Annotated in this window: 9 protein-coding genes; 4 read left to right on the plus strand and 5 right to left on the minus strand. The window is 70.5% G+C overall.

Going from position 1 to position 15,528, the window contains the following annotated elements; all coding sequences use genetic code 11:
• Nucleotides 1-20: 20 nt before the first annotated feature.
• The 4 genes from RBS12_RS18655 to RBS12_RS18670 are packed head-to-tail and all read left to right on the plus strand — an operon-like array spanning nt 21 to nt 5,171.
• A complete protein-coding gene (locus tag RBS12_RS18655; RefSeq protein ID WP_307967658.1) occupies nt 21-1,217 on the plus strand; it encodes a glycosyltransferase family 1 protein in 1,197 nt (398 codons plus the stop codon).
• On the plus strand, nt 1,214-2,023 hold the full coding sequence (locus RBS12_RS18660; RefSeq protein WP_307967659.1) for a hypothetical protein: 810 nt from the start codon (nt 1,214-1,216) through the stop codon (nt 2,021-2,023). The genes RBS12_RS18655 and RBS12_RS18660 overlap by 4 nt, the downstream gene beginning before the upstream one ends.
• Nucleotides 2,023-4,023: an O-antigen ligase family protein gene (locus tag RBS12_RS18665; RefSeq protein ID WP_307967660.1), complete on the plus strand. Its 2,001-nt coding sequence runs from the start codon at nt 2,023-2,025 to the stop codon at nt 4,021-4,023. Before RBS12_RS18660 ends, RBS12_RS18665 begins: the two co-directional genes overlap by 1 nt.
• Nucleotides 4,008-5,171 carry an acyltransferase gene (locus tag RBS12_RS18670; RefSeq protein WP_307967661.1) on the plus strand — a complete coding sequence of 388 codons (1,164 nt, stop codon included), beginning with the start codon at nt 4,008-4,010 and terminating at the stop codon, nt 5,169-5,171. The genes RBS12_RS18665 and RBS12_RS18670 overlap by 16 nt, the downstream gene beginning before the upstream one ends.
• A 19-nt stretch (nt 5,172-5,190) precedes the next feature.
• Here RBS12_RS18670 and RBS12_RS18675 read toward each other — a convergent pair whose 3' ends face one another.
• The 5 genes from RBS12_RS18675 to RBS12_RS18695 are packed head-to-tail and all read right to left on the minus strand — an operon-like array spanning nt 5,191 to nt 15,369.
• On the minus strand, nt 5,191-6,681 hold the full coding sequence (locus RBS12_RS18675) for a hypothetical protein (protein WP_307967662.1): 1,491 nt from the start codon (nt 6,679-6,681) through the stop codon (nt 5,191-5,193).
• Nucleotides 6,678-11,402, minus strand: coding sequence for a DUF4082 domain-containing protein (locus tag RBS12_RS18680; protein ID WP_307967663.1), 4,725 nt, complete (start codon nt 11,400-11,402; stop codon nt 6,678-6,680). Before RBS12_RS18680 ends, RBS12_RS18675 begins: the two co-directional genes overlap by 4 nt.
• Nucleotides 11,403-11,414: 12 nt before the next feature.
• Nucleotides 11,415-11,846 carry a VanZ family protein gene (locus tag RBS12_RS18685; RefSeq protein WP_307967664.1) on the minus strand — a complete coding sequence of 144 codons (432 nt, stop codon included), beginning with the start codon at nt 11,844-11,846 and terminating at the stop codon, nt 11,415-11,417.
• Nucleotides 11,843-14,758: a WecB/TagA/CpsF family glycosyltransferase gene (locus RBS12_RS18690; protein WP_307967665.1), complete on the minus strand. Its 2,916-nt coding sequence runs from the start codon at nt 14,756-14,758 to the stop codon at nt 11,843-11,845. The genes RBS12_RS18685 and RBS12_RS18690 overlap by 4 nt, the downstream gene beginning before the upstream one ends.
• The gene (locus RBS12_RS18695) at nt 14,755-15,369 is read right to left on the minus strand and encodes an acyltransferase (protein WP_307967666.1); all 615 of its coding nucleotides are present in this window, start codon (nt 15,367-15,369) and stop codon (nt 14,755-14,757) included. Before RBS12_RS18695 ends, RBS12_RS18690 begins: the two co-directional genes overlap by 4 nt.
• Nucleotides 15,370-15,528 lie beyond the last annotated feature (159 nt).

The raw sequence follows: 15,528 nt of genomic DNA on the forward strand, positions 1-15,528 counted from the left end.
GGGGGATTTTGCGTCGCCTGGTGGCGGAGTGGCGCGAGGGCGGATCGGGCGGCCTTCGTGCGAGCGGCACGCGTTGGCTTCGGCGAAAGCTCGGCTCGGAGGGGGAGGATCTTCACCTCAGGACCGGGGACTTCGCGACGGCGCCCGAGCCATGGCGGCTGCGGGCGCGCGATGGGTCGCGGCCGCTGAGCGTCACGTGGCTTGTGACGCCTCCCGGACCGGGCTCGGGAGGGCACACGACCATCTTCCGCATGGTCCGTGCGCTCGAAGACGCCGGGCATGCGTGTCGACTCGCCGTCTATGACGGCCGAGGTCGGCCCGCGTCCCTCTACGCGGAGACCATTCGCCAGTGGTGGCCCGCCGTGCGGGCACCCGTCGTCGACGTCGACGCCGGCACCGAGGGGACCGACGTCTTTGTCGCGACCGCCTGGCAGACGGCCCACGTCCTCGCCAACGTGACGGCCGACGGGGCACGCCTCTACTTCGCGCAGGACTACGAGCCGTGGTTCTACGCCCAGGGTGCGGTCTCCGAACTGGCCGATCGGACGTACGGTTTCGGCTTCGAGACGTTCACCGTCGGGCAGGCCATCGCGGACGAGCTGTCGCGTCGGCACGGCGTCGAGCCGACCGTCATTCCCTACGGCTGCGACCACGAGGTCTACGGCGTCGACGAGAGCGCCGGCCGCGACAGCGTCGTCTTCTACTCGCGGCCCGGTGTCGCGCGGCGGGGCTTCGAGATCGCCCTTCCCGCGCTCGAGCGTTTCCACGGCCTCAGGCCCGACGTCGAGATCCACGTCGTCGGCCCGCTTCCGCGCGCCGGGTTTCCCGCCGTCGTCCACAGCACGGTGACCCCGGCGGAACTCAACCGCCTCTACCAGCGCTGCGCGGCGGGCCTCGCGCTCTCGTACACCAACGTGTCGCTGCTCCCGTTCGAACTGCTCGCCTCGGGCGTCGTGCCCGTCATGAACGACTGGGCCCCGGCGCGGACCGACCTCGACGATCCGAGCATCGTCTGGGCCGCCTCCGATCCGGAGTCCCTCGCCCAAGGGCTCTGCAGGGCGCTCGAGGTCCAGGCCGCCCGCGGGCCGAAGGCCGTTGCGGCCGGCGTCGCGGACAGGACCTGGAGCGAGAGCGGCCGGGTCTTCGTGAGCGCGGTCGAACGGTCCTGTTCGCGGCCCGCCGCGGTGTCGGCCAGGACGGAAGGAGGCCTGTCATGACGCTCAAGTCCTTCGTCGCCATGCTCCGCCGCTTCATCTGGCTCGTGGTCATCGGCGTCGTCCTTGCGGGAGGCGCCGGCGCGGCGGGGTTCCTCGTGTCCCCCAAGGGCTACGAGATGACGGCGCGATTCCTCCTGCTCTCCCCGCTGCGCAACGCCGAAGGACAGGTGGGGAACCCCTTCCTCGATCTCGGCAATGGCGTCGCGAGCCTCGCCGAAGTGGTTTCCACCTCGCTCACCGACGACGCGACCGTGCTGAACTACCGGGACAAATACCCCGGCCTCGAGTACGCCGTCGCGCGCGACGTCGGCACCAACGCGCCCGTCATCATCGTCAAGGTGGACGCCTCGAAGGAGGCGGAGGCCAAAGCCGCGCTCGAGGACCTGTCCGAGGCCGTCCCCGGCAAGATCTCCGACCTCCAGAAGGGCGCGGGGGCCCCGCAGAACCTGTGGGTGACCTCGACGACGCTCACGCGCGACACCCGGGCCAAGCCCATCTACACCGTTCCGCTCCGGACGGGGATCAGCGCCGGCGCGGGAGTCCTCCTGGTCGACCTGCTCATCGTCGCGCTCCTCGAGCGCCGCAGGGCACGGCGCGCGGCCACCGCGAGCGCGGGGGCTCCCGCCGCGGTGCCCACGAGCGCCGCGACCGGGTCCGGCACAGTCGTCGTGACACCGGTCGACGGCGACACCGCCCGCGGTCGACGTCTCAGGTCCGCGTCGCGGGAGCCGGCCCGCGCCTCGACCGGGACAGAGGACACGTCGGGAAGCCAGCCTGAGCCGGTGTCCTTGGGGAGGATCCGCTAGTGGTCACCGTGGTCGGGGTCGACCCGCGGCAGGGCGGGCGGAAAGCTGTCGACGGACCAGCCGTCGGCACGCGCCCCCATCTGCGAGTCTCCCTCGACCCGCTGCCGGTCCTCCGGCTGTATCTCGTCGCGCTGATCTTCTCCCCGCCGGTGTACGTCGTCGGGCCGCTGGGAGCCGCCGGCACTCCGGCCGGCATCATCGGCGTCGTCATGCTCGTGCTGTGGTTCGTCGGGCGCCTCACGAAGGCGACGTCGATTCAGAGGCCGACCGCCCTCCATTGGGCTGTCGCGGGATTCGTCGTCGCGTGCCTCCTGAGCTTCGTTGCCGCCATGGATCGGCCCGCCTCGGCTGCGGAGGTGATGGGAGCCGACCGCGGCCTCATCGCCGTGGCGTCCTGGGCGGGCGTCATCCTGTTCACCGCCGACTGCGTCCGCGTCCGCGAGCGGTTCGACGCGCTGCTCCGCTTCACCGTCCTGCTGGGGGCGTGCCTCGGCGCGATGGCGATCATCCAGTTCTTCACGCACATCGACTTCATCCACCTGCTGCACCTCCCCGGCCTCACGCAGAACACCGACGTCGGCGGCCTGTACCAGAGGTCGGGGTATGTTCGCGTCACCGCCACCGCGGAGCACTCGATCGAGCTGGCCACGGTGCTCGGCCTCGTGCTGCCGCTCGCGTTCTATCGGGTCTCGACGAAGCCGCGCCGGTATCTCGCCGCGTGGACTCAGCTGCTCCTGATCCTGGGTGCCTTTCCCCTCACGGTTTCCCGCAGCGGGACGATTGCGCTCTTCCTCGGCGTCGTCTACGGGCTCATCGTCCTCGGGCCGAGACAGCGGATCGTCGTATTGCTGGCCGGAGCGCTCGGCGCCGTCGTGTTCCGCAACGCGCTCCCCGGCCTGCTGGGGACGATCGTCAACCTGTTCGCCGCCGCAGGGCAGGACACGTCCGTCTCGGCGCGCCAGCTCGACTATTCGGTCGCGTGGGACTATTTCACCAAGTCCCCCATCACGGGGCGCGGGCTCTTCACGTTCATCCCGTCGATGTACCGAACGTTCGACAATCAGTATCTGGGGACCCTGGTCGAGATGGGCGCGGTGGGCGCCGCCGCGCTCATCGCGCTCGTGTTCGTGCCCGTCGCCGCGTGTTTCGCACTCCGGCGTGAGAGCGAGTTTCCGTGGCAATGCAGGGCCGCGGTCGGCGCCTCGCTCGCCATCGGGGGAGTCCTCCTGTTCACGTTCGATGCGATGGCCTTTCCCATGGCGATGGGGATGCTGACCCTCGTCCTCGGCCTCTCTCGCGGCGTGTGGCCTGTCCGAGCCGTCGACGGGGACAACGGGGACAGGGAAGGCCCCGAGCCCCGCTTCCCGTGGGATGGCTCCAGATCGCCGCGGGCCATGCTCGCGTCGCCTCTCACGGTGGTCCTCGCCGCCGCGGTGGTGACGTTCACGGTGGGCGCGGCGTCGGCGTTCCGGGCCAGGGAGGTCTACCAGGCGGTCGGCTCGTTTGTCGTGCGTGTCCCGGACGTGGCCGTGCACAACGTGTACCACGAGCGCAACGACACCTACGGGGTGTCCTATCTGCTGTCCCTCGCGATGCAGAGCCAGGACCAGAAGGACGCGCTCGCGGACGTCGGTGTGGCCGATTACACGATCGCCGTCGGCACGGGGAGCCTCGAGCACGGCACGGACGTTCGCGGCTACGGCGACACGATGCGCTATCGGGTCGTCTCGCCCGATCCCAACCGGGTCGAGCAGGACGCCCGCGAGGTGCTGGCCGCGTCGGTGTCCCGACTGTACAACCTCCAGACGGACGGCCAGCCGACGCAGCCGAGCCCCCTCGTCGTCGTCGGCGACGCGACCGCGCCGACGGTCGCGCCGCTCCCCGTGCACCGGGCGCCGGCACTGGCCGGCGTCGCCCTTCTTTCCGCGCTCGTGCTGCAGCTCGGGCTCGTGCTGGCAGGGATTCGGCGAAGAGGGCTGCGGCCATGGCGAGCGAGATAACGGAGCCGCAGGGGACGGTCGACGGCGTCGCGGCGCGGCCGCGCGTCGAGTGGCTCGACGGCGTCCGGGGTGCCGCCGCCTTCTACGTCGTCCTCCACCACACGTGGCTCCTCTCGTTCCGAGGCTTCCCCGACAACGCCGGACCAGGCTGGACGGGGTGGATGACCTACGGCCACCTCGCCGTGGCCGTGTTCATCGTCGTCTCGGGGTTCTCGCTCTCGCTCGCGCCGGTGGCCCGCGGGTACAGGCTCAAGGAAGGGACTCTGGGATTCATCCGACGCAGGTTCTGGCGCATCGTGCCGCCCTTCTGGGCCGCGCTCGCGCTCGCCTCCATCCTCGTCTGGGCGGGGCTCATCCCCACGCCGAGCGGCGAGCCCCTCGCGTGGCGGGACGTCCTCGTCCACGCACTCATCCTGCACGACACGATCGGGAACGTGAGCCCCAACGGGGTGTTCTGGTCGATCGCCGTCGAATGGCACATCTACTTCCTGTTCCCCCTCATCCTCCTCGCGGCCCGGCGGTGGGGAAGCGCCGTCGCGGGCACGCTCGTCGCCGGCGCCGTGCTCGCGCAGCACCTCGCGGCCCCCTTCGTGCCCCTCGCGGCGTTCTTCGACCGCTTCACCCCGCAGTTCCTCGCCCTGTTCGTGGCCGGCGTGTTCGCCGTCGCGCTCGCACGCGACAGCCGGGCGTCCCGCTGGGCCGGCATCGCGGGCGCCCTCGGCTGGGCCGCCTTCCCTGTCCTGGCGGCCTCGGTGGGCGCCCGGGCCGTCGTCGCCAACTTCTTCTGGGTGGACCTCTGGATCGGACTGTGCACCGCGGGACTGTTCGCCGCCATGGCGGCGGGGCACCTCCGACCGCTTCGCTGGGTCTTGGCCTCACGCCCCCTGAGGTCGCTCGGAACCTTCGCGTTCAGCCTCTACCTCGTCCATGCTCCGATGCTCGAGCTCGTCCGAGGCGTGGGGGAGAGCGTGTGGGGCTTCGATCACGCCCAGACTTTTGCGTTCCTGCTCGTCGTGGGCGTTCCCGTCGCCGTGGCCGCGAGCTTCGGCTTCTACGTGGTGTTCGAGAAGGTCTTCGTCACGGCACGGAGCCTCTCCGCGGTCATCGACGCGGTCCGGCCCTCGCGGAGGCAGCCTGAGGCCGCGTGAGCGCGGGCACGGGAACGGATCAGGACGCCTTCCCCGTGTAGCAGGCCAAGGACGTGGGCGGCGCGTTCACGTGCAGGCTCCCCTGCTCGAACGCGGCCGAGGGTCCGGGCGTCGCCCCGCCCGCGTCCGGCGCGCCCACGGGGCTTTCCACCGTGCTGTTGAGCCCGCCCGACCACGGGGCGCTTACCGTCACCGTGGCCGGGCCGCCGGCCTGCGACCCGAGCACGAGGACCGAGACCTTTCCCGATGCAGGGTCCGCAAAGACGGATGCACCGTCCGCGCCGGCCCCCGAGACAGCGGCCTGGATTCGGATGGATCCCGGGGTGACGCATTGCGCGAGCACGGCCAGGACGCCGAACGTCCACCGCGGCGAGTACGTCCCCGCAGACGGGTCGTAGCTGAGGGCGCCCCAATAGCCCATGCTCCCGTGGTGCTCGTAGTACCCGTCCCACGCGTCGTAGAACTCGAGCCCGCTCGCCCCCTGGTCCAGCAGCTTCTGGGCTTGAACGGCCGACGCGCGGGCCGTGCTGGCGTCGTTGGGGTTCGGCGCACCATTGTCGCAGCCGGGGCAGGGCCCCGAGAATTCCGTGACCACGACCGGCTTGTTGATCCCCGCCGCGGCGAGCCTCTTGGGCGCGCCGGCGAGATCGCCGCTGTACGTGTGCACGCCCCACGCGGCGAGGCGGCCCGTGACCACGGGATCGTTGGCGAGCGCGGGCAGGTACTGGTCGAGGCCCTTCGACGGGTCGGCGGTGTCTGGCGCGACGAGCCGGATGTCGCTGATCCCTAGGGAGTCGAGCCGCTCGAGGAGCTTGTGCGTGAGCCGGACGTACTGGTCCGGCGGTACCTGGGGGCCTTCGATGCCGTTCCAGTCCACCTCGTTCATGGGGGCCACGAGCTTGAAGTCCAGCTTTTCGACGTTCCGCCCGTAGGCGATCATCGTCGCCATGGTCCGGACCCAGTAGTCCTCCTTGTCGGGGAGGATCCGTGATCCGCCCATCCATGGGGGAACCCCGCCCATGACGTTGAGGATCACTGTCTGGCCCGGCGAGGCCGAGATGTAGCGGATCGTGTTCCAGAGGTCGGCCATCTTGCCGGTGCTGTAGATCTTGCCGTACGCGTTCCAGTCGACGTCGGTGGGCGAGCCGGGAAGCTGGGTCCGTTCCCAGTCGCCGCGATCGATGATCACGCGCCAGACGAGCGGTCCCAGCCCCGTGTAGCGGTCGATCGCGGGCTTGAGCTGCCCATCCTTCCAGCTGTGGACGTTGGCATTGACCCCGATGCCGGAGATCGTCTGGTACTGGGTCACACCGCCGAGCTGCAGGCGGGACCCCGAGCCCGACTTGGAAGGGCTGGGGCCCAAGGCGCCCGCCCCCTCGCTCACGGTGGGGGACGGGGAACCCGTGGGGCTCTGGGGGATCTCCTGGCAGCTGCCCAGAGAGAGCAGCAAGCCGACCGTCAGGATCACGGCGCTCGCCGCGCGGGCGGGCGTCGCGCGGCGCGCAGTCACGGTGTCGTGAATACGAGGTCGACCCAGTAGTTCGTTGCGTTGTAGCTGCTTGTCGGGAAGCCTGACGACGTCCCGTACCGGTAGACCCCGTTGAGATGGCTCGACGTGCTCTGGAGGCCGTGGAGCGGCGGCGCGTCGGCCGACGACGTGAAGTAGCTGCCGTTTGCCGAGTAGTTGCCGCTCGGTGCGTAGTACGAGACGACGTACGTCGTGTTGGCCGAGATCGCCACAGGGCTCGAGAGCGTCGCCGTCTGCCATCCGCTCGCGGTCTCGCCGCTGAACGTCACCGTCGCGAGGAGGGTGCCGCTCGCGCTCCACAGGTTCCCGACATGGGTCCCCGTGTTCTGGGAGCCCTTGTAGAACTTGATGCCCGTGACGGATCCGGAGACGTCGGCCGTGAACTGCATGCCGAGCTCGACCCCGTTCGGATCGTTGACCGTCACCGTGGCTGGCACCGCCGAGGACCCGAAGACGCTGCACGGGCACGAGTACCCAGAGCCGCCGGTGGTGAAGCTCCAGCTGTAGGAGGACGGCATCGCCTGGCCGGTTGCACTCTTCACGCCGGACACGGTGGCCGTGTACGTCGTGTTGCCCGAGAGCGACACGGTCGGCGTGAACGTGTACGTCCCGGTTGCGGAGAGCGACCCGGTGGACCCGAGCACGGGCAGGATGCCTGCCGCGAGCGAGAACGACGCCGACGACGTGTCGATGGCCTGGTCGAACGTCGCCGATACCGTCGTGGTGACGGGGACGCCGGTCGCGCCCTGGCCGGGTGCGGTGCTCAGGACCGCGGGCGCCGCGGGCGCTCCGGGGTTGAAGACCGCATCGACCCAGTAGTTGGTCGCGTTGTACGAGCTGCTCGGGAACGCCGACGCCGCGCCGTACGCGTACACGCCGTTCCCGCCGAACGACCCGTTCGCAACGCCCACGATCGGCGCGGATCCCTGCTGCGAGGAGAAGCCGTTGCCCGTGTACGAGTAGTTGCCGTTCGGAGCGTAGTACGAGATGACGTACGTGGTGTTGGCCGTGACCGAAACAGGCGTCGAGAAGTAGGCCTGCTGCCAGCCGGAGGCCGACTCGTTGACGAACGTCACGGTCGCGAGCTTCGTTCCGCCCGACGACCACAGGTTGCCCACGTGGGTTCCCGTGTTGCCGGAGCCCTTGTAGAACCGGACGCCGGTGATCTGCCCGCTCGTGGTCGTCTGGAGCTTCATGCCCAGCTCGACGCCGTTCGGGTCGTTTCCGTTGACGGTGGCGGGCGTCGAGTTCGCGGGGAACACGCTGCACGGGCACGCGTACGACGGCACGGTCGTGAAGCTCCAGCTGTACGGGGACATCGTCTGGCCCGTCGAGTTGGTGGCTCCGCTCACCGTCGCGGTGTACTGCGTGTTGTGGTCCAGGGGCGACGTCGGCGTGAACGTCGCCGTCGTCGTCGCGCTCGAGTAGGAGACAGACCCGGCCATGCTGACCCCGCCCGGGTTCTTGAGCACGAACTGGATGGACGAGGCGGTGACGTCCTGGCTGAACGTCGCGCTCACGACCGAGGAGACGGAAACCCCCGTCGCGCCGGGTGAGGGATTGGTTGAGGAGACGTTCGGGGCGGGCGGCGCGGTCGCGGTCGTGAACGACCACGAGTACGGGCTCGCCATGGTCTGGCCGGTCGAGTTGGCCGCCCCGCTCACGGTCGCCGTGTAGGACGTGTTGTAGGCAAGGGCGGACGACGGCGTGAACGTCGCCACGGTGCCCGAGCTGTCAAGCGACGTTGTGCCCGACACGGCGACGTTGGCCGAGGTCTTGAGCGTGAACGTCACCGAGGAGGCCGTGACGGCCTGGTTGAACGTCGCACTCGGCGCCACCGAGACGGCGACGCCCGTCGCGTTCGAGGCAGGGCTCGTCGAGGTGACCGCCGGCGCGGGCGGCGCCGCCGCGGTCGTGAACGACCACGAGTACGGACTCGACATGGCTTGTCCGGTTGCATTGGTCGCTCCGCTGACCGTCGCCGTGTAGGTCGTGCTGTAGGCAAGGGCGGACGACGGCGTGAACGTCACCACGGTGTTCGCGCTGTTGAACGATGCGGCGCCGCTCACGCTGGTCCCTGCCCCGTTCTTGAGCGTGAACGTCACCGAGGAGGGCGTGACGGCCTGGTTGAACGTCGCGCTCGGGGCGGCGGTGACAGCGACCCCCGTTGCGCCCGAAGCCGGCGTCGTCGTGGTCACTGCCGGGACCGGGTTCGCGGACGGCGAGAAGACCGGATCGACCCAGTAGTACTCGGCGTCGTAGATCTGGTTCGGGAAGGCCGAGCTTGCGTTGTAGACGTAGAAGCCGTTCGGCGCCCCGGGTACGCTGCGCGTGAAGTGCAGCGGGACCGAGTCCACCGAGCCGGAGCCTGCCGGCGGCGGCGACGGATTGTTGTAGAAGTACGCGCTTGTCTGGGTGTAGTGGCCCTTGGGAGCGAAGTACGAGATGACATACTTCGTGCCCGCCGTAATCGTCACGGGCTGAGAGAACGTGGCGGTCTGCCAGCCCGATCCGGTCTCGCCCGTGAACGTCACGCTGGCAAGATTGGTGCCCGACGCGGTCCACAGGTTGCCGATGTGCGTTCCCGTGTTCGTGCTCGCCTTGTAGAATCGCAGGCCCGTGATCGTTCCTGCGACGTCGGAGTAGAACTGGGCCCCGACCTCGACCGAGTTGGTGTCTCCCGCGTCTGCGACGGCGGGCTTCGTGTTGGTCCCGAAGATCGAGCAGGGGCACGTGACGGACACCGAGTTCCCCGAGCCGGGGGTCTCGATGTTCCCGCTGTCGTCCACCGCACGGGACTTGATCGTCGTGGAGGGGTTGCCGTGCGCAATCCACGAGTAGGTCCAGCTCGTGGTGCCCGTCGCCGGGTGCCAGGTCGTGCCGCCGTCGGTCGACACCTCGACGCCCGCGACGACGCCGCCTCCGGTGTCGGCGGCGGTGCCCTGAACCGTGACCGCCGCGCCGTCCGCCACGGTGGATCCCGTGGCGGGCGAGGTGATCGCGGAGGTCGGGGCCGCCGTGTCGGTCGAAGCCGTCGCGGCGACGAGGCCCGAGATCAGCGTGACGGGCTGGACGCCCATGTCGGCGAACAGGTTGACAGTGGCCTGTTGCATCGTCGGGTCAGCGGCCTTGCCGGTCGTGAAGCCATCGAGGCCCCAGGACCATTGGACGGTGCCTGCACCGAAGACGAGGGCGCCGCTCTTGGCCCGATACTCGGTCAGGCTGTGAGTTGCGCTCTGTCCGTCGGCAGTGGAACTGCCATAGTCCGTGAAGACCTGGGCGTTCGTATTTGTGGTCGACGAGAGGTCGAAGAGGCCCGCGGGGCGGAAGCCGTTGTCCGCGTCGAGGTCCCATTCATAGCCGAGAGTCCCGAGCCCGGCTCCGAGCGTGACGGTCTGGCTGCCCGTGAGATTCGCGACGGGAGTGTTCCGCCACAACCGGAGCTTGGCGTATTGCGCGGGCACCGTGATGTCCGTGGTTCCCGAGTTCACGTTGAAGAACTGCCCGCTCAGGGAGTTCTGCGGGTTTCCGCCGCCGTTTGCGGTCCCGAAGCGTGGGTCGGCGTACGTGCCGGTCCACGTGACGGGGTCGGTCGGCGCGTTGAAGTGGGTGTCCTTGTAGCAGACCAACGTGCGTCCCGCCGTCGTCGGCCCGGCCTGGCTGTTCTCCCACCGCGTGCGCCAGAAGACCTCGTTGCCCGTGAACATCGCGATGTTGACGCCCTTGTCCCTCGCCGCCTCGATGTTGGCGCGCTGGTCATAGGAGACGTATTCGTCGTGTCCCGCGGTGAGGAAGATCTTGTGGTTCGTCAGGAGCGAGCCACGCGTCGCCGCGTCGACGCCCGCCATATAGCTCACGTCGTAGCCGTTGGCCTCGAGGAAGCGGATCATCGGCATCTCGGCGTAGGTGATCCAGCTCCGGCCGGCGTCGTCCAGCGCGGTGTGGAACGGCCGGTTGTAGGAGACCTTGAAGGCGCCCTTGTACGCCAGCGGAGAGCCCGGCGGGCACGCGACGGTGCACGAGTACAGGCTATTGCCCCCGTAGGTGTTGTAGGCCTGCCAGGTCTCGTCCGACGTCTGCATCACCATCGCGGTCTTGGCCGCGTCGTTGCGGACGACAAACGGGATCCAGCTGCTGCCTCCCGTGTCCTCGCGCACGAGGTGCGCGATGTACAGGCCGGAGACCGCGGTCGTGGGGATGGTCCACGAGGCCGATACGGCCCAGTTGCCGCAGTCGATGAGGCCCGTGTCGGAGAATGTCTGGCATGCGGGCTGGTTCTGGGGAAGCGCCGCGCTCGGCTTGAGGCTGGCCGCGATCTTGCGGGCCCCGTTCCCCTGGTAGTAGCCGAGCCGGAGGATGTCGAAGTGGTAGTTCTTCGCGTTCGTGCTGACCTTGAAGGACACGGTGTCGCCCAGATTCGCGCTGATCTGGGTCGCGTACCCCTGGATGGTCGAATCGCCCGCGCCGGAGACGAGCCAGTCGCTCTGCGGGTCGCCGGCCTGCGTGTTCTCGCACGCGACGGCGCTGACCACTGGGGCAGCACAGGGATCCGCCGCTGCCTGAGCAGTCAGCGGCGCGGCAATCGGTTCCGCCGCGACGAGAACTGCCGCGACGAGGAGCGCCGGGGACCACATCGCGACGAGACGTCGCGCGGCGCGGTGCACGGAGCGGAGGCGTGATCGGGTTGCTGGTTGCTGGCCCACGGTGACTCCTCGTCAGGACCTGGTGGAGCTCTCGGACAGGGATGACCCCGCGTCGGCGGGGTGTTGGGGCTCGCGTGGCCTTCTCAGCCGCAGCCACAGCGATGCGAGCACAGCGCCGATGAGGGCGCCGGTCGTATTGGTGATCACGTCCCGGACGTTGCCGGAACGGTCGGTCAGCATGATCCACTGGACGATCTCGATGAATGTCGAGAGCGCACAGCACGCCGCGACGGCCAGCCAGCGCCAGCCGCGCGGGAGGAGCAGCGCGACGAGGAGGCCGACTGGCACGAAGACCGCGACGTTCGCGGCCGCCCCAATGGCCCCGGCATGCAGCCACGACGGCAGATGAACGCCCTTGAGGCTCGGCCCCACCGGCGCGAACACGAGGACCGAGAGGGCCACTCCATAGAGCCCGAGGGCCCCCACCACGGTCTTCCGTCTCATCGCCGGCTGCTTTCGTCGCGTTCCCAGAGATGACCGTGGGCGCTGTGCGCCCGTCCCGGCTGACGTCGGCCGGCCAGCGCGAACGACGCGTAGACGGCGGCGTCGAGCGCCGACAGCGGGCCCCGCACCGAGGCGGCGAGCCCCGCGAGGGTCCGCATCGGTGCTGTGCCGGGGCCCGCCGGGCCTCGTAGGGCGGCGCGTGAGGCCGCGCCCGCCCCAGCGCCGGGGGAGGAGCCGACGGCGGATGTCGCCGCGCCGGGGGAGGAGCCGACGGCGGATGTCGCCGCGCCGACGGCGGACCCCGCGGCGCCCGCGGAAGCTGGCGCCCGGTAGACCCGATGCAGGGTATGGACGAGGGACGAGGCCGTGCGCGGAGGGCGCACGACGACCGGCTCGCCACCGAGCAGGATCCTGTGCCCGGGGGAGAAGACCGTGTCGACGTAGAAGTCGTCCGCGGCGTCCTCCGGGAATACGCCGAGGAGCCGGTGCCCCTCCTCGGTCATGGCATAGCAGCCCGCGCCCCACAGCGCGGCCCGGTTCGAGGGGATCCGCACGCGCGCGCGGTAGTACGCAGCGACGAGCGGATCGCAGCCTGACGTGTCATAGCGGAAGTCGGGCCGCCCGGCAAGGAAACGCCCCCGGCCGAGCTCCTCGAGGATCGCCGCGACTGCGGCGGGCGGGATCTCGATGTCAGCATCGAGGTAGACGCGCGGCCAGCGGGTCGCGACGGCGTCCGCGGCGTTGAGGGCCCGCGCCTTGCCGGGCTCGGGCAGCTCGAGGACGCGCACGCCGGGAAAGCGCGCGGCGATCTCCGCCGTCCGATCCGTGCAGGCGTTGCACGCGACGATCACCTCGACTCGCCCGCTCTCGAGCGCGGGCCGGAGCCCCTCGAGCGTGCGGGCGATGACGTCGGCCTCGTTGTGCGCGGGGATCACGATGCTTCCCTCGGGATGCATTGCTCCCTCGGGATGCGTCGCTCCCTTGGCAAGCGCGCCCGGGACGGCCTCGCCGTCGGACGCGCCGAAGGGGGACCCGCCGAAGGGGGACCCGCCGTCGTCGTCTGCAGGATGCGTCGCGTGCCCGCTCGCGTGCGGCAGCGCATCCCAGCGGCCGGGGCGCATGAGCACGGCGAGCGCGTGACGATGCTCGGCGTCGCGCACCCGGATTGCCTCGCGGGCGACGACGGCGGCCGACGCGAGCGCCGCAGGCGCCCCCGGGTGGTGCTTGCGCATGTAGCGGATCTTGTTGACGGCCATGAGGGCCGCGAGATCGTGCGAGGATCCGCTTCCCGCGCCCGAGTGCATGACCTTCGCGGCGGGCTCGAACCACACGTCGTAACCGCGCTCGCGGAGGGCGCGGCAGTAGTCGGTTTCCTCCGAGTACATGAAGAAGCGCTCGTCCCAGGGCCCAGCGTCGCGGGCGGCCTCGGCGGAGACCATGAGCGCCGCGCCCGTCGCCCAGTCCACGGTGTGCGCGTGGGCGTAGCTTTCGGCGTCGTAGTCGGTCTCGGCGATCCATTGCGGGCGCCGGGGGAGGTGGGCGCCGAAGAGCGCGTCGCCCCACGCGCGCACGGCGCTCGGCTCGCGTCGGAGCGAGGGGAAGCGGGCGCCGTCGTCCGTCAGCATGAGCGGCACGACGGCCCCGGCCCCGCTCGCGCGGAGCCTCGCGAGCATCGCGTCGACCGCGCCGGGCAGAAGCTGGGTGTCGGGGTTGAGGATGAGGAATGCCTCGGCGGCTCCCGCCGCCGCGGTGGCCGCGTTGATGGCTCCCGCGTAGCCCAAGTTGCCTCCCGTGCGGAACGCGACGACGTCGGGGTACGCCGCGAGGGCGTCGAGTGTGTGCCGGTCGGGAGAGTTGTCCGCGACGACGACGCGGAGCCGCACGCTGCGCGCGGCCTCGCGCAGCGACGCGAGGAGAGGGCCGATCGCGTCCGCGCTGTTGTAGGTCGCGACGAGGACGGCGACGTCGACGGGCTCACCCGATTCCGCGAAGCCGCCCTCCGCGGCATCCGGCCGGGGGGCTGAGGGGGAGAGCCCGCGCCCGGCCGGATGGGCCATGCGTGCCGAGGCGCGTGCGGCCGCGGCCCGCGCCGCCGCCGAGAGCGCGACGTCGCCCCGGCTCGACGAGGCGCTGTACCGGCGAAGCCGCACGTACGCCTCGGGCCCCTGCACAAGGTACCGCTCGGAGAGCCGCGCAGGCTCGAGCGCGAGCCGCCAGGCCCATTCGAGCCCGTGGCCTGAAACCCACGCGGGTGCCCGCTGGATCCGCTCGGCGAGGAAGTCGACGACGGCGCCGAACGCCAAGAGCACGCGCGCGCCCGTGCGGCGGCCGTGCTCGGCGATCCAGAGCTCCTGCCGCGGCTTGCCGAGCCCGACGACGAGGACGTCGGTGCTCGCCGCCGCGATGGAGCCGGCGACGACGGCGGACATCGCGGGGTCCTCGAGCTCGCCCCGGCTCGGCGACCAGAAGCCCGCGACCCTCAGCTGGGGGCGGCGTTCGGCGAGGCGGCCGCGGAGGAGCACCTGGGCGTCGGGGCTCCCGCCGAGGAATCCGATGCTCAGCCCGTCCGCCTCCGCGCGGTCGAGGATCGGGCCGATGAGGTCGCTCCCCGCGAGGCGGGGCCAGGGCCGCCCCGTGACGCGCTGGGCCTGGACGGCGAGGGGAGCGCCGTCGAGCAGCGTGAGCCACTCGACGCCGTCGGCCATTCTGAGCGAGCGCTCCCAGCGGCCGCCCGCACCGAAGTGGTACACGTGGTCGAGGTTCGCGGAGACGACGGCGAGCGGCGCCGTGCGCTCGCGGCAGCCTCCGAGGACGGCGTCGACGGCGTCCTCGGCGGCGAGCAGCGTGACGTCGGTCCCGCCGAGTGTTACGTGTGCTGGAAACTCCGCTCGCGGAAGAGCCTCTGCGCTCATGAGTCCGCCCTCTCGAGCCGACCGTCGCGTTCGACGTATCGAGTGCCCGTCGCCGGGCACAGCCAGGTGCGGTCGGTGTGCGGAACCTGGGAGCTGCCGTCCTCCTTGAGCCGGTGGCCCGACTCGCCGACCCACCCGATCTGCCGCGCCGGGACGCCCGCTACGAGTGCGTAGTCCGGGACGTCCCTGACGACGACGGCGCCCGCGGCGACCGTTGCCCACGCGCCGATGCGCACGGGAGCCACGCACACAGCCCTCGCGCCGATCGAAGCCCCGGTACCCACCGAGACGCCGACGGCGTCCCAGTCTTCGGCGGCCTTGAGCGAGCCGTCCGGGTTGACGGCCCGGGGGTTCAGATCGTTCGTGAACACCACGCCGGGGCCGATGAAGACGCCGTCCTCGACCACAGCCGGCTCATAGACGAGGGCGTAGTTCTGGATTTTGCAGCGGTTCCCGATCCTGGCACCTGGCCCGATGTACACGCCTCGGCCCACAACGCATTCGCGCCCCACTCGGGCCCCCGACCGGACGTGCGCGAAGTGCCACACGACCGTTCCGTCGCCGACCACCGCTCCGTCCTCGATCTCCGCGGACGCGTGGTTCCGGATCATGAGCACCCCTCCAGTCCCCGGCTCTGGCACAGATCTGGCCTGTGCCGCACTTCCACGGTCGGAACTGGCCCCTCGAGTGGACAAGATGTCTCGGCCGAATCGGGGATCTACGAGGCTGGATTCGGGTGGTCCGGTCGCGCCCGAGGATCGGCCCCGCGT

The organism is Sinomonas sp. ASV322, from assembly GCF_030908245.1.
GTDB lineage: Bacteria > Actinomycetota > Actinomycetes > Actinomycetales > Micrococcaceae > Sinomonas.

What these genes read in the sequence shown, in the direction of transcription:
- RBS12_RS18660 (WP_307967659.1), top strand. Translation starts at nt 1,214, where the DNA reads ATGACGCTCAAGTCCTTCGTCGCCATGCTCCGCCGCTTCATCTGGCTC.
- RBS12_RS18670 (WP_307967661.1), top strand. Translation starts at nt 4,008, where the DNA reads ATGGCGAGCGAGATAACGGAGCCGCAGGGGACGGTCGACGGCGTCGCG.
- RBS12_RS18685 (WP_307967664.1), bottom strand. Translation starts at nt 11,846, where the DNA reads ATGAGACGGAAGACCGTGGTGGGGGCCCTCGGGCTCTATGGAGTGGCC.
- RBS12_RS18690 (WP_307967665.1), bottom strand. Translation starts at nt 14,758, where the DNA reads ATGAGCGCAGAGGCTCTTCCGCGAGCGGAGTTTCCAGCACACGTAACA.
- RBS12_RS18695 (WP_307967666.1), bottom strand. Translation starts at nt 15,369, where the DNA reads ATGATCCGGAACCACGCGTCCGCGGAGATCGAGGACGGAGCGGTGGTC.